Origin of the sequence: Candidatus Clostridium helianthi, assembly GCF_045310795.1 — a bacterium.
Taxonomy (GTDB): Bacteria; Bacillota; Clostridia; order Clostridiales; family Clostridiaceae; genus Clostridium; species Clostridium helianthi.
Genome location: NZ_JBJIAB010000021.1, coordinates 1 through 13,209 on the forward strand (window position 1 = coordinate 1; position 13,209 = coordinate 13,209).

Sequence of the window (13,209 nt, forward strand, 5' to 3'; positions counted from 1 at the left end):
ATTATTATTAATCTATATTATGTCTATAACTTGATATATTTGTTGTGAGCGATATTGTGTACGGTTCGCCTCCACCATAAAATCCACGACAAATGTCGTGGATTATTTATTTTATAAGTATAGATTAGAATTTATTATACAAAAATGATTATAAAATAATTTCTGTAAGCGTTGACAAACATCAACAGAATGTTATAAAATGTACATGTAAGAGATGGATTGTAATAGCACTTAGCTTGCTACACAAAACCTATTTACAGATATTTTGTTATATCTGCAAATAGGTTTTATTTATTTTCAAGGGGGTATTTTAGTGTTAATAAATAAAGTTTTGAATAATAATGCTGTGATAACGAATGATGTTAATGGGAAAGAAGTAATTGTTATGGGGAAAGGAATTGCCTATGGTAGGAAAAATGGTGATATTGTTGATCCAAAGAAAATTACTAAAAAGTTTATTTTGAGTTCAATAGAGTATCCCAATCGTTTGGTTGAGGCATTAAGCAGTATTCCTGTAGAATACATTGAAATTTGCGATGGAATTGTTGAACATGCTAAACAAAAATTATCTACTAAGTTAGATGATTCTTTGTACATCTCTTTGTTGGATCATATTAATACTAGTATTGAACGTTATAAAGAAGGAATTATAATAAATAATAAACTATTATGGGAAATTAAACATTTCTATAAAAATGAATATGAGATTGGCTTATACGGGATTACCCTAATTGAAAAAAATTATAATTTAAAGATGGAGGAAGACGAGGCAGGGTTTATTGCATTACATATTGTCAGTGCTGAAATTAGCAATGATATTCAAGATATATATGAAATAACTGGATTTATTCAAAATATAGTGAATATTGTAAAGTATTATTTCAAATATGATTTTGATACCGAATCACTTGATTATTATCGATTTGTCACTCATTTGAAATTTTTTGGACATCGAGTTTTTTCAAAAAAACTTAATAATAAAGATAATCTTAATAATAATATACTAGAGCTTTTGAAGGAAAAATACGTGGAACAATATTTATGTAGCTTGAAGATAAAGCAGTTTATAGAAGACAAATATTATTATTATCTGGATGATGATGAAATTTTATATCTTACAATTCATATTGCAAAATTAATAAAGGGTAAGTAATTTGTTAGTTATTAAAGGAGGTGATTATAATAATATAAATTTTTTGTGTTAGATAGTAACATTAAGTTGGCTAAACTTTCATTTTATAAAATATGAAATGGAGGAAATTAAAATGAATTATGAAAAGATGTCTAGTGAAATTCTAAAAGCGATTGGTGGGGAAAATAATATTGCATCTGTAGTCCATTGCTCAACAAGATTGAGATTTACGCTTAATGATCAGTCAAAGGCTGATGACGAAAAAGTTAAGGATATTAAAGGTGTGTTGTCTTTAGTAAAAAAGGGCGGTCAATACCAGCTAGTAATAGGAAATGATGTTGATAAAGTTTATAAGGAAATTATGAAATTTACTAAATTTGATTCATCAAATGAAAAGTGTAAAGATAATAATAATAAAGAAAATATTGTTAATAGAATGTTAGCAATAATTACGGGTTCAATTGCACCAATGATTCCATTACTAGCAGGAGCTGGAATGGGAAAAGTATTACTTTTAATTTTAAGTATGTTGGGAATCTTAAGTAAATCAAGTCAAACGTACTATGTGTTGAATTTTATTTTTGATACTGGTTTTTATTTTATGCCAGCATTTGTAGGTTTTTCTGCAGCAAGAATGTTCAATTGTAATCAATATTTAGCAGGATTTATCTGTTTATCAATGCTTCATCCAGAATGGATTTCATTAGTATCAGCAGGAAAAGCAGTATATTTTTTAGGAATACCGTTAGCGTTGGTCAAGTATTCTTCACAATTGGTAACTGCTATTTTAACAGTGTGGATAATGTCTTATGTTGAAAAATATGTTTATAAATATGTTCCAGATATGATTAAAGTTTTTATGGCACCATTATTAGTTATGTTAATTACTGCACCATTAGCATTTATTGTAATTGGACCAGTAGGTAATTTTGTTGCACAATGGGTTGCAGATATTATATTATTTGTCCAACAACATTTTGGATTTGTTGCAATTCCAATTTTAGCAGCTGTATATCCATGGCTAGTATCAATAGGCATGCATAAAGCTTTAAGTCCAATTTGTGTTATGTTAATTGAACAAAATGGTTTTGATCCTGTTACACGTGTTATTGCATTATGTTCTAATATTTCTCAGGCTTCAGCATCACTAGCAGTATCGCTAAAAACAAAAGATAGAGAACTTAAGCAGATAGCTTTTTCATCAAGTGTTACAGCATTTTTGGGAGGAATTACTGAACCAGCAATGTACGGTGTTACTCTTAAGCTTAAAAAGCCAATGTATGCATGTATGATCGGTGGTGCTGCTGGAGGATTATTTGCTGGAATAGTTCAATTAAAAGCTTATATTTATGTAACACCAGGGTTATTAAGCTTACCAATGTGGGTATCTGAAGGTAGCAAGGATCTAGTATATGCTATTATTACCATGATAATCTCTACAGTAGTAACATTTATTGCTACATTGATTATTGGATTTGATGATCCAGTTAAAGATATTAAAGAAGTGGAACATAAAGAAATTCTAAATAAAAGTAATTATGAAAATATATTAGCACCAGTAAAAGGGAAAATTGTTTCTTTAGAAAATGTTGCCGATGAAACTTTTTCTAGTGGTATAATGGGTGCTGGAATTGCTATTATTCCTAGTGAAGGTAAAGTATATTCTCCAGGTGATGGAATAATTAGTGCTTGTTTTCATACTGGTCATGCTATTGGAATAACAATAAATGATATTGAATTATTAATTCATGTAGGTATAGATACTGTATCTTTAGAAGGAAAATACTTCAAATTAATGATTTCTCAAGGTCAAACAGTTAAGAAAGGTGATTTGTTATTGGAATTTGATATTGATAAAATACACGAGGCTGGCTATGATTTAACAACAATGATAATTGTCACTAATAGTAATGACTATATGGAAGTAGTACAAACTGATAAAAGTATAGTTGACAAAGAAGATGTCATATTGACAGTTATTTAGGGAGGTCCAAAATGATATATGCTGATTTACATGTACACACAAATCATAGTGATGGTATTTGCGAAATTGCTCAGGTCATTGCAATGGCAAAAGAGAAAGGAATTCAAGCATTGGCGATTACGGATCATGATACAGTTGATCAATTTGATGAAATCAAGAAGTGTGGAAATAGATTAAATATAGATGTAATTAAGGGAGTTGAAATGAGCTGCTATGATTATGAAGTATTAAAAAAAGTCCATATTATTGGTTTATGGCTTAACGAAGATACACCACATATTAAAAAACTATGTGATGAAACTTTACGATGCCGAGATAATTGTCATCGAGATTTAATTAATGAACTAATACAAAAGGGATATAAGATTACCTATGAAGATGCTAAAAAATATTCTAAATATAGTATTGTCTTTAAAATGAATATTTTTCAAGCTTTAAAAGAGAAATATCCCCATGAGATGACTAAGGAAAGATATCGTGAGCTTTTTGCCTCAAAGACATCCAAAGAAACTGATTCAAAGATGGGCTATATTTCAGTTATGGAAGGTATTAAAGCAATAAAACAAGATGGTGGAATTGCAATAATTGCTCATCCTTGCGAATATAATAATTATGCTGAGATTGAAAAATATGTTGAATATGGATTACAAGGAATTGAAATTAACCATTCAAAGATGAAGATGATTGATTATCAAAAAACATTAGACTTAGCAACTAAACATAATTTAGTTAAAAGTGGTGGCAGTGATTTTCATGATCCTAATTTTATTGAATTTGGTCAATTTGGTTTAACTAAGCAACAGTATGAAGAATTAAAGCATAGATCAAGATAATTTTTAATTATTTCTATGGATTATAGGTAATGAGCACAAGCGTTGTTGATATGTAATCTATTTTGAATTAAAATATGATACGGTTTTTGGTGGATTTCAAAGGTCACGCTTCGCCTCCACCATGAAACCCACGACAATTTGTCGTGGGTTATTTTAATTTGTGTAATTCATAGCGAAGCTGTAGTTTATTAGCTGATAAAAGTTTAGTAAAGAAGTAGTTAACAAGAAGATTACATCTATATAATGTTTAAAAATATAGACATCTTATAGCATTGTTAGAAGAATCAATTGTATTTATTTTATATTTTTAAAAAATGAGCATTAATAATGGAATGGTTACAAAAGAGAATATTGTGGAGAGAAACATTCCTTTAGTTACCAATTCAACGTTACCATTATAGTCTGAACAAAGCATTGATACATTTCCGGCAGTAGGTAGTCCACATAAAATTACTGTAACACCTATTATTACTGGGTCATTTACGAAATTATGTAATATTATCCATGTTAATAAAGGATACACTAAAATTTTTAGAATAGTATAAATATAAATCTTTTTATCTGTGAAAATGCTAGTAATTTTTACACTAGCTAAGATAGAACCTATTATTATCATAGCTAATGGAGTAGTAATAGATCCTATATTTTTCAATATAATGGTAATAAATTCATTCATAGGTATTTCAAATATAAAAATTAATAATGTGGCCAGAGCTGAAATAATACCTGGATTAAGTAGATTTTTTAATTGAACTTTACTTGAGTTATTCTCCTTTTGTAAAATAGAAACTCCATGTGAAAATAAACTAATATTAAATACCATCATGAAAATTGATACATACAATACATACTTATTGCCATATATACTTGAGATAATAGGAATTCCCATGAAACCTAGATTACTGTAATTTAACATTAATTCATAAGTTCTTTCTAACTTTAAAATTTTTACTATAAGAATACTTATAAATGGAGTTGCTAGAAATATTGATATAGCAACTAATAGTACTTTAAAAGTACTCATTTTGTCTCCGATATTTTGTCCAATAGCAGAACTGAGGATTGTAGCTGGAATTGCAATATTTGTAATAAACTTTGAAAAATATTTATCACTTATATTATCCATAATTTTTGTGATCTTTGCTAAATAGCCTACTGCCATGAGTCCAAATAACAATATCATTTGGGAAATAATCATAATTAAAGTCTTTCCTTTCTAAATTTTGTGCATAAATATTCGTTTCTATATAGTGTTTATCATAAAATAAAAGGCATTCGGATTATTGCCAAACGCTTTTATTTGATTAAATTATAAAATATATATAAGAAAAAACCAAACAGAAAAAAGTTAATGAGGTTCAACTAAATAGTTGATTTGTTACTATGGACTTATCCACTCTATATGTATCAAGATTTAATGTGATAAAAATTGATGGTTTGTCCATACTTGGCTTAAAAATTAAGTAGTGTAGTTAAATCTTTTTAAGTTCTTCATAAGTTATAATTTCGTCGGTGCTGGATCCTAATTTTTTAACAGGAGGTTGTGGATTTTGATTAAAATTCATGCTAAGACTTTTGTTAGAGTAATGTCCTGCTGGATCAATTTGATATTTACATTCTATGATCTTCTCCAAGTCTATATCGGCATAAACAATACCTTCTTGATCTGCTGGAAGTTGATTACTTATAATCTTTCCGTTAGGTCCTATAATACATGCATTTCCGCCGCCAGTAGCAACTAAACTACCATAGGCTTCCCTTTGTGCATCAACAGTACAGATTTTTTCAAGGATTTCCTTAGTATGAATCTGAGTACTCATAATAACAAATGATTGTGTAGCTAATGCATGATATTGACTTGATGCTAAATTTGGAGGTGTTGAAACCAAAGCTTCATCTCCAGGGAAAAATGCTGGCCAAGAACCAACATGAACTTGCTCATTTTGTGAATTCATTGCCATAATGTTTAGTGGTACCCAATGTTCCCAACATTGTAATCCACCTAAATTTCCAATCTCTGTTTTGAAGCAAGGCATCATACTTCCGTCACCTTCGCCCCAAATAAGTCTCTCTCCTCCGGATGGTCTCATCTTACGATGTTTTCCAATTAAATCCCCTTGTGGATTAAACCAAAGTTGTGTGAGATATAAGGAACCACCATCTAATTCATTAACGGAAACACAAACATAAATATTATTTTTTCTAGCTGTTTCGCTCAATTTTTGTACAGCTATGCTAGGAATTTCAACGGAGTTTTTGTAAAGTTCTGCATATAAAGATGATCCAGTACCTGGATCACTTAGCCATACCCACCAAGGGTATCCAGGTATAAAAGCTTCAGGAAATCCAATTAATTTAGCTCCATTTTCTGCAGCCTCAGTAATTATTGAACAAGTTTTTTCAATTGTAGCATCTAAATCAAGATAAACTGGTGCTGCTTGAACTGCGCAGCCACTTTGAATTTAGGATAATTTCTTACCATATTTTAAAACCTCTTTCTTTCTTAAATTTATATAACAGTTTCAGTATATTGAATATAAAATAAAAAAGGCGTCCGGATTATTACCAAACGCCTTTGTTTGATTAAATTATAAGATCTAGTAAGAAAAAACTCAAGCAAAAGAAAGTTGAAGGAGATAAACTAAAAAGTTGATTTGTGTTTGGAAATAATATATTCATTGTTGTACAATGAAAAGGGGGGGGATTAACTTGAATAAGCGAGAATTGAACTATTTTTTAAAAGTTTATGAATATAAAAGCATAAAGAAGGCAGCTGAAAATCTTTTTATTTCTTCTCAGGGATTAAGCAAAACTATAAAGAATATTGAAACTGAATTAGAAGTAAAATTATTTACACGAACAGCTCATGGTGTTGAACCAACAATACATGCGCGTAAATTAAAACGAAGAGCTGAAATTATTGTTACAGAATTTGAAAATATTAAGAATGATATATTAGTGGAGAAAGAAGAAATGACAACAGTACTTCGTGTTTTATCCACTTATGGTGTACTAAAATATCTCACACTTGATTTTGTTCAAGATTTTTATGCTAAATATCCCAATATTCGTTTAAACATTGTGGAATATCCGGAACGTCCAATTGAAAATATGCTTAAGGAAGAACAGATTGAAATAGCTTTCTTACCAGCACCTATTGATAATACAAATTTTGAAGCTAAGTTTTGTACTACTCACAGACATTGCCTTATCATTCACAAGAGTAATACTTTAGCACAAAAAGATTTTATTACTTATGAGGATTTGAAAGGAATTCCTTTAGCTATCAAAGGCAGGGAATTTAATATATATTCTAATAATATTAATAGATTTATAAAAGAAGGGGTTAATCCTAATATACTTTTAGAGACTTCGGAAGAAAAACTTATCCATGAAGTAGCGAGAAGAGATTGGGGAGTTGGAGTATCTCTAGACTTTATTGCATATGCAGTTAAAAATGATGATACAGTAATACGCCCCTTTGCAGATAAAACTTGCGTAAAAGATGTGTATTTAGTAAAGAAAATAGAGAAGAAGTTAAGTAAAGAAGCACAGTGTTTTGAAGAATTTACATTGGAATGGTTAAAAAATAATCGAGATGTTCTTTTTAAGTGGTTTATATAAAGAAGTTACTTTATAACAATATACTAAAAATGGTTTTCATTTATAAAGGTAAATAAAAACTTTGGATGAGTTTCAACTATTTTTTGATTGCCTCAAAGTTATAGTTATACAATTTATTTAGTAAAGGTGTTGGAATTAAGATTCTGGCACCTTTTTTATATAGATAGTGTAATCACGTTTGTTTATTTTACTCTTTTTCATAGGTTACAAATATGTATTTTAATATATTATCTAACTTATTTAACAGAGTTACTCTATATTCTTTTATTTCTAAGAGTATGTGTTCTTTTTCTTCTACTTTGCCATCAGAATAGAAATTGCTGTAAAAATCATAATTATATGCAATATAATTTTCAGGACTTCCATTCCAATCAATTAGCGGTTTTCTCTCGGGGCTATTTTTTTTATTTCTTTTTGCTAATGCAAATTCATAAAAGCGAGAAAGATATGGATTTATATTAAGTTGACTTTCATAATCATACCCAAAACCATCAAATGAATAGTCGTAATCATACTGATGATTTATCAATTCTATTATTCCTTTATTATCAGAGCTAATAAGTCTTATATTATCAAATTCCTCTGGTTCCACGTCTTCCCAATCTACAAAGTTATCTTCATTATCATAAATTGGCATTCTACCGTCTATTATTTTGCCATATAGCCTATAAAAACCCTCATGAAATGAACTCTCTATAAGATTTGAAGCAATATAAGTTAAATCTAGTTTATTAAATTTATGAACTAGATTATAGAAAGTTTTAAACTCATTAAATAATTCATCGTCAAGTCTATACAGGTATTGCTTGTCTAGAACTTCTTTTAAAAATGGAAATTCTAGTTTACTAAATAAATCTCTATTTGAAAATATAAATGATTTATTAAGGTCTTCAATAAGTGGAATATATATTTTTTCTTTTCTTTCCATTACGCTTTTATGCTTTAATTTCATATCGAAGGTAAAAGTTGAGTCTGTTATAATTGGACTATAATCACCTTTTGTAATATTTTTATCTGACATTACTTTCCTCCCAAAGAAGAGTTATTTATTATAGGACTATTATCGCCTTTTGTTTTAAATTTGTTAATAGTAGTAGCTTTACCAGTAAAGAAACCTACAATTATACCACTTATCAGACCTGCAATAATTCCTATAATTAATGCACCAATAGTTGTAGAGGGGGTAAAAAAATCAGATAAAGACATTATAAACACTTCCTTTTCCTTATTATATAAATATTATAGCATAAGGAATATACAATAAAATACAAGAAAAGGTTGAAAGTATTAAAACAATGTAATGTAATAAAATGGTATAATGGTTATAATATATATTTTTAATTAAAGGTAGTTAAATGTAAGTTTGATATTTAGGAGTGGTATTTTGAATTTAGATGAAAAAGTAAGGTATATTAAGAAGGCTATGGATGAAGATAAGCTAATAATATTTGTAGGCGCGGGTATTTCAAAAAATTCTAACTTGCCGGATTGGGAGCAATTAATTAAAGTGTTTGTTAATAAACTAAACTATCCGATTAGTGAAGGAAAAAATTTATCTTCTGATGAGTATTTAAAAATTCCACAATATTATTATAATATTAATGGAAATGAAGAATATAAAAATGTAATTAAAGAAGAGTTAGATGTAGAACGACAACCTAATGATATTCATGAGTTAATTTTTAAGTTAAATCCTAAACATATAATAACAACAAATTATGATAGATTATTGGAATATACAGTTATAGAACAAAGAATGTTATTTGATGTTATAACTAAAGATAAAGATTTATTAGATTCTAAAAAAAGTAAATATATTATTAAGATGCATGGTGATATAAAGGATTTAGATAATATAGTTCTTAAAGAAAATGATTACTTAAATTATTCTCAAAATCATATTTTAATTGAAACCTATATTAAATCATTGTTAGTTAGCAATACATTTTTATTTATTGGTTACTCATTGAATGATTATAATTTAAAACAAATAATAAGTTGGGTAAATTATTTAGCGAAAGGTTATACGGATATAAATGATAGACCTAAAAGTTTTATTATACAAGAGGTTAGTGAAGCATATAGTGGATTCATAGAGGATTACTATGAAAAAAATAATATTTTTATTATTAATCCAAAAGAAATAGATAAAGAATATTTTGATAATGTTTCAAATAATTTATCAAATGAATTTGGTCAAAGATTATATGGAACATTAAAGTATATAAATGATTATCCTAACAATATAGTAGATAAACTATATTATTCCTGGATTAAGCATGAAAAACTTAAACGGATTTCTATACAAGACATCTTTGGAGTATATAGGTTTAAGTATGCAGAATTAATTGGCGGAAATACGTTGTTTTTTTCTCATATTGATGAAAAGGAATATCTTGTTATAAAAGATATTATTTATGAAAAAAGTGAAAAAGAGAAATTCGTTAAATGGATATTGATTAAAGCAGGTATTAGTTATGTTAGTATTCAAATTAATAATAAACGAGAAAATTATAATTTGTTAGATAATTACAATGAGGTAGTGGATGAATTTACTGAGTTAAGTGAATTGGAGATTAAATGTAATTATATAGAGATTGATAAAAAAATTAGCTCATTAAATAATAAAAATACAAAAGCTTTTTATTTATTCAAAATACAAGAGTTTGAAAAGGCAAGGGAATGTTTAGAAGAATTAAAAGAAAATGTTTTAAATAATGACATATATGATTTATTATTATTTAAATTTAATCTAGGGTTAATAAATCAGTTGATATTTTTTGATGATAAAGGTAATTACGGTGATTTTAGGTATATATATGAAAATATTGCGAAAGAAACTATGTGCGAATTAAATTACTTAAATGATATATTTAATAATAATAAAGATCAGATATTGAAACTATCTAGATTAAAAGAGGATCATATAAGAAAATATTTAAAGTTAGATAATTCAGTACAACTTGGTGATGTTAGGTACGATTTATATAAGATGATGTCTATAGTATATGACTATTATTTTTATATAAGGGAAAATGGAGTATACCTAGATTATTTTAATAATATGGAGAAATTCTTTGAACCATATATAGAAGCAACAATAAGTACTTATTCACCAAAAACTCAGAGAACTAGAACAAACACTGTATTTCCAGATGATAATAAATATGATAGTTATATCTTTAATAGATTTGATTTGGATATTATAATTAAGCATTCAAGCTATAAAAAGATAAAAGAAATACTAAGTAAATATGAGGTAAAGGAAATAGAGTATGAGGCTAATATTAATATTGTAGAAATACTAAAAAATTTATGTCAATATATTAAATTGAAACCTAATAGATTTAATATAGAATATTTAAAGAAATTCGTATTATTATTAACAGTAATTAATTTAAGAAAAATGGATATAAATAGAGTTCTAAGAATACTTGAAGATGTACTAATAAATAGAGATGAAAATTTACATTCATATATTTTTATTGAAATAAATGAAGATTTAAGTTGTATTATTAATAGAAACAGTGAGAAAATAAATACTAATTCTTTTGAAATAGTTATTAATGAATTGTTTACTGAGGAAGTATATAAACAATTGGACGGACAGGGTAAAACAGGAGCTATATTTAGTTTTTTAAATAGCGTTAATACTTTTTCATATGATTTATATAAGAGAAAGATAGATAAGATAATAGAAGATAATAATATTAAATATATATCAGGATTGAGTAAGTTACTTTCTAATGAACAAAGAGGAAAGATAAGTAAGAATATATTAAGTAGTATGGATAATATTAATATAAATACAGTTATACATTTTATTTTTGATAATGTAATTGAATATAATGAAATTATAGAGAGTAAAATTTTATCGGAAGTAGAGTTACATGCATCTAGTAGAATTAAAAATCCAGGAGTTAGAACTTTTCCAGATTCATTGACAAGTCTATTAGAATATATTATAGTGCTATTTTTATTGGATAAAGGTGTAAATATATTTAAATTTGAAAAATATATTGAATATAATGATGTATTGTATTTCATTATAAATCCAAGTAAGTTTGATTATAAAAAAATAGCATTAGATAACTTAAATTGGATGAATGTTATGAGAGATGAGAAGTATTTAAAAATAATAATAGATAAGGCTAAAGATGTTATGAATAAAAAATTAAAATATAATATAGACAACGGGTTTGCAAATGAAGAGCAAACTAGATTATATTATAAGTATTTTGAATAAGTATTATAGTGGATTTCAAAGGTCACGCTTCGCCTCCACCATGAAACCCACGACTATTTGTATGTGGCTTGAATAGCTGCTTACAGGTGGTCGTGTTTTTTTATTGTCACGGGGTGGCGCTATAATCAAACTCACAAAAATTTAAAAATCTACAATACAGAAAAAAATTAATAAGAACCTTCAAAAACAAATAGATGAAGTTGAAGGTCAAATTAGTAATATAGTAACTGCTATAACAAATGGATTTGTTCAAGAAGAGTTTAAAGCTAAAATGGATGAGCTTAAGAAGAGGAAGATTGAATTAGAATCTAAGTTATCAGAAATTGAAGCTAAGGATATTAGTCAAATAGTAACAGAAGCAGATGTAAAAAGTCTGTTAAGCAATTTTAGCAGCTATGTAATTAGCAAGAATGTTCCAGAGTGCAAAAAGTTCATAAGAGACTTTGTAAAAGAAGTCATAGTATATAAAGACACATTGAAGTTATCTTCAATGTGTCTTTTTGTATTTAGAATACCACCGGTTAGACCGGTGGTTCCGGAAAGCTTCTAGCTATGAGTAGAAAAAAATAATACCTCCAATATAAGATAGTTGCCGACCACAACTAAAATACATAGGAGGTGTGTTCGAAAGGGACAATAGCAGTTTAGCACACACTAAATGGAATTGCAAATACCACATAGTTTTTGCACCAAAGTTTAGGAGACAAATAATATATGGAAAGATAAAAGCAGATATTGGAGTAATACTAAGGAAACTATGTGATCACAAAGGAGTAGAAATTATAGAAGCAAATGCGTGTAAAGATCATATCCATATGCTTGTAAGTATACCACCTAAATTGAGTATTTCAGCATTTGTGGGATATCTCAAAGGTAAGAGTTCGCTGATGATTTTTGATAAATATGCAAATTTGAAATATAAGTATGGCAATAGGCAATTTTGGTGCAGAGGATACTACGTTGATACTGTAGGTAGAAATAAGAAGATAATAGAAGAGTATATAAAAAATCAGATACAAGAAGACATAGCATATGAACAATTGAGTTTGAAGGAATATATTGACCCGTTTACGGGTGAGCCAGTAAATAACAGCAAAAAATAAAGCACCTTTTAGGTGCAGCTAGTAAAGATATGCGGTTGGCAAACCGTTCGATGTGCGAGTAGCACAGCCAGTAACAAAGCCTTATAGGCGCAGAGCAAGCCACCAGTTTTACTGGTGGTCCTGACTCTTTGCTCAAAAATAGTCAAGGAGTTAAGGTTATAAGTGAAATTAGCAGATATGATTTATATGAAAGATACAGTCAGAGCTTTTATATAAAGGTTAGTTAAAATTTTAGGATAAAAATAATATATATTTTGGATATAACTATATAATATATGGTAAAATTT

11 protein-coding genes are annotated in these 13,209 nt (G+C 27.8%); 7 read left to right on the forward strand and 4 right to left on the reverse strand.

Annotation, left to right across the window (positions count from 1 at the left end):
• The first annotated feature begins 313 nt into the window (after positions 1-313).
• The 3 genes from licT to ACJDTP_RS15950 all read left to right on the forward strand — a co-directional run bounded on the left by licT (position 314) and on the right by ACJDTP_RS15950 (position 3,949).
• The gene (gene licT / locus ACJDTP_RS15940; RefSeq protein WP_077855738.1) at positions 314-1,153 is read left to right on the forward strand and encodes a BglG family transcription antiterminator LicT; all 840 of its coding nucleotides are present in this window, start codon (positions 314-316) and stop codon (positions 1,151-1,153) included.
• Between the two features lie 112 nt (positions 1,154-1,265).
• Positions 1,266-3,116 (forward strand): beta-glucoside-specific PTS transporter subunit IIABC, encoded by a 1,851-nt coding sequence (locus ACJDTP_RS15945; protein WP_077855737.1) that lies wholly within the window; start codon positions 1,266-1,268, stop codon positions 3,114-3,116.
• 11 nt (positions 3,117-3,127) lie between these two features.
• A complete protein-coding gene (locus tag ACJDTP_RS15950; protein ID WP_077868114.1) occupies positions 3,128-3,949 on the forward strand; it encodes a PHP domain-containing protein in 822 nt (273 codons plus the stop codon).
• A 307-nt stretch (positions 3,950-4,256) separates the two neighbouring features.
• On the opposite strand, the gene ACJDTP_RS15955 is transcribed toward ACJDTP_RS15950, so the two are convergent.
• Together ACJDTP_RS15955 and ACJDTP_RS15960 are read right to left on the reverse strand one after the other, a co-directional pair.
• Positions 4,257-5,147 (reverse strand): AEC family transporter, encoded by an 891-nt coding sequence (locus tag ACJDTP_RS15955; protein ID WP_077855735.1) that lies wholly within the window; start codon positions 5,145-5,147, stop codon positions 4,257-4,259.
• Positions 5,148-5,421: 274 nt separating this feature from the next.
• Complete coding sequence (locus ACJDTP_RS15960; RefSeq protein WP_207652014.1) at positions 5,422-6,411, reverse strand: carbon-nitrogen hydrolase family protein; 990 nt, start codon at positions 6,409-6,411, stop codon at positions 5,422-5,424.
• Positions 6,412-6,658: 247 nt separating this feature from the next.
• Between ACJDTP_RS15960 and ACJDTP_RS15965 the strand changes: the two genes are divergently transcribed.
• Positions 6,659-7,573, forward strand: coding sequence for a LysR family transcriptional regulator (locus ACJDTP_RS15965; RefSeq protein WP_173715374.1), 915 nt, complete (start codon positions 6,659-6,661; stop codon positions 7,571-7,573).
• A 187-nt stretch (positions 7,574-7,760) separates the two neighbouring features.
• On the opposite strand, the gene ACJDTP_RS15970 is transcribed toward ACJDTP_RS15965, so the two are convergent.
• Entirely contained in the window at positions 7,761-8,594 is an 834-nt protein-coding gene (locus ACJDTP_RS15970; RefSeq protein WP_077855733.1) for a hypothetical protein, read from the reverse strand.
• The gene (locus tag ACJDTP_RS15975; protein WP_077855732.1) at positions 8,594-8,779 is read right to left on the reverse strand and encodes a hypothetical protein; all 186 of its coding nucleotides are present in this window, start codon (positions 8,777-8,779) and stop codon (positions 8,594-8,596) included. Before ACJDTP_RS15975 ends, ACJDTP_RS15970 begins: the two co-directional genes overlap by 1 nt.
• A 178-nt stretch (positions 8,780-8,957) precedes the next feature.
• On the opposite strand from ACJDTP_RS15975, the gene ACJDTP_RS15980 reads away from it, so the two are divergent.
• The 3 genes from ACJDTP_RS15980 to tnpA all read left to right on the forward strand — a co-directional run bounded on the left by ACJDTP_RS15980 (position 8,958) and on the right by tnpA (position 12,922).
• Positions 8,958-11,819, forward strand: a complete 2,862-nt coding sequence (locus ACJDTP_RS15980; RefSeq protein ID WP_077855731.1) for an SIR2 family protein — start codon at positions 8,958-8,960, stop codon at positions 11,817-11,819.
• 271 nt (positions 11,820-12,090) lie between these two features.
• On the forward strand, positions 12,091-12,369 hold the full coding sequence (locus ACJDTP_RS15985) for a hypothetical protein (RefSeq protein WP_241426040.1): 279 nt from the start codon (positions 12,091-12,093) through the stop codon (positions 12,367-12,369).
• A gap of 70 nt (positions 12,370-12,439) precedes the next feature.
• A complete protein-coding gene (gene tnpA, locus ACJDTP_RS15990; RefSeq protein WP_077855730.1) occupies positions 12,440-12,922 on the forward strand; it encodes an IS200/IS605 family transposase in 483 nt (160 codons plus the stop codon).
• Positions 12,923-13,209: the final 287 nt, after the last annotated feature.

Excerpts from the sequence above, each read along its gene's own strand:
- ACJDTP_RS15945 (WP_077855737.1), top strand. The coding sequence starts at position 1,266 with ATGAATTATGAAAAGATGTCTAGTGAAATTCTAAAAGCGATTGGTGGG.
- ACJDTP_RS15950 (WP_077868114.1), top strand. The coding sequence starts at position 3,128 with ATGATATATGCTGATTTACATGTACACACAAATCATAGTGATGGTATT.
- ACJDTP_RS15955 (WP_077855735.1), bottom strand. The coding sequence starts at position 5,147 with ATGATTATTTCCCAAATGATATTGTTATTTGGACTCATGGCAGTAGGC.
- ACJDTP_RS15970 (WP_077855733.1), bottom strand. The coding sequence starts at position 8,594 with ATGTCAGATAAAAATATTACAAAAGGTGATTATAGTCCAATTATAACA.
- ACJDTP_RS15975 (WP_077855732.1), bottom strand. The coding sequence starts at position 8,779 with ATGTCTTTATCTGATTTTTTTACCCCCTCTACAACTATTGGTGCATTA.
- ACJDTP_RS15985 (WP_241426040.1), top strand. The coding sequence starts at position 12,091 with ATGGATGAGCTTAAGAAGAGGAAGATTGAATTAGAATCTAAGTTATCA.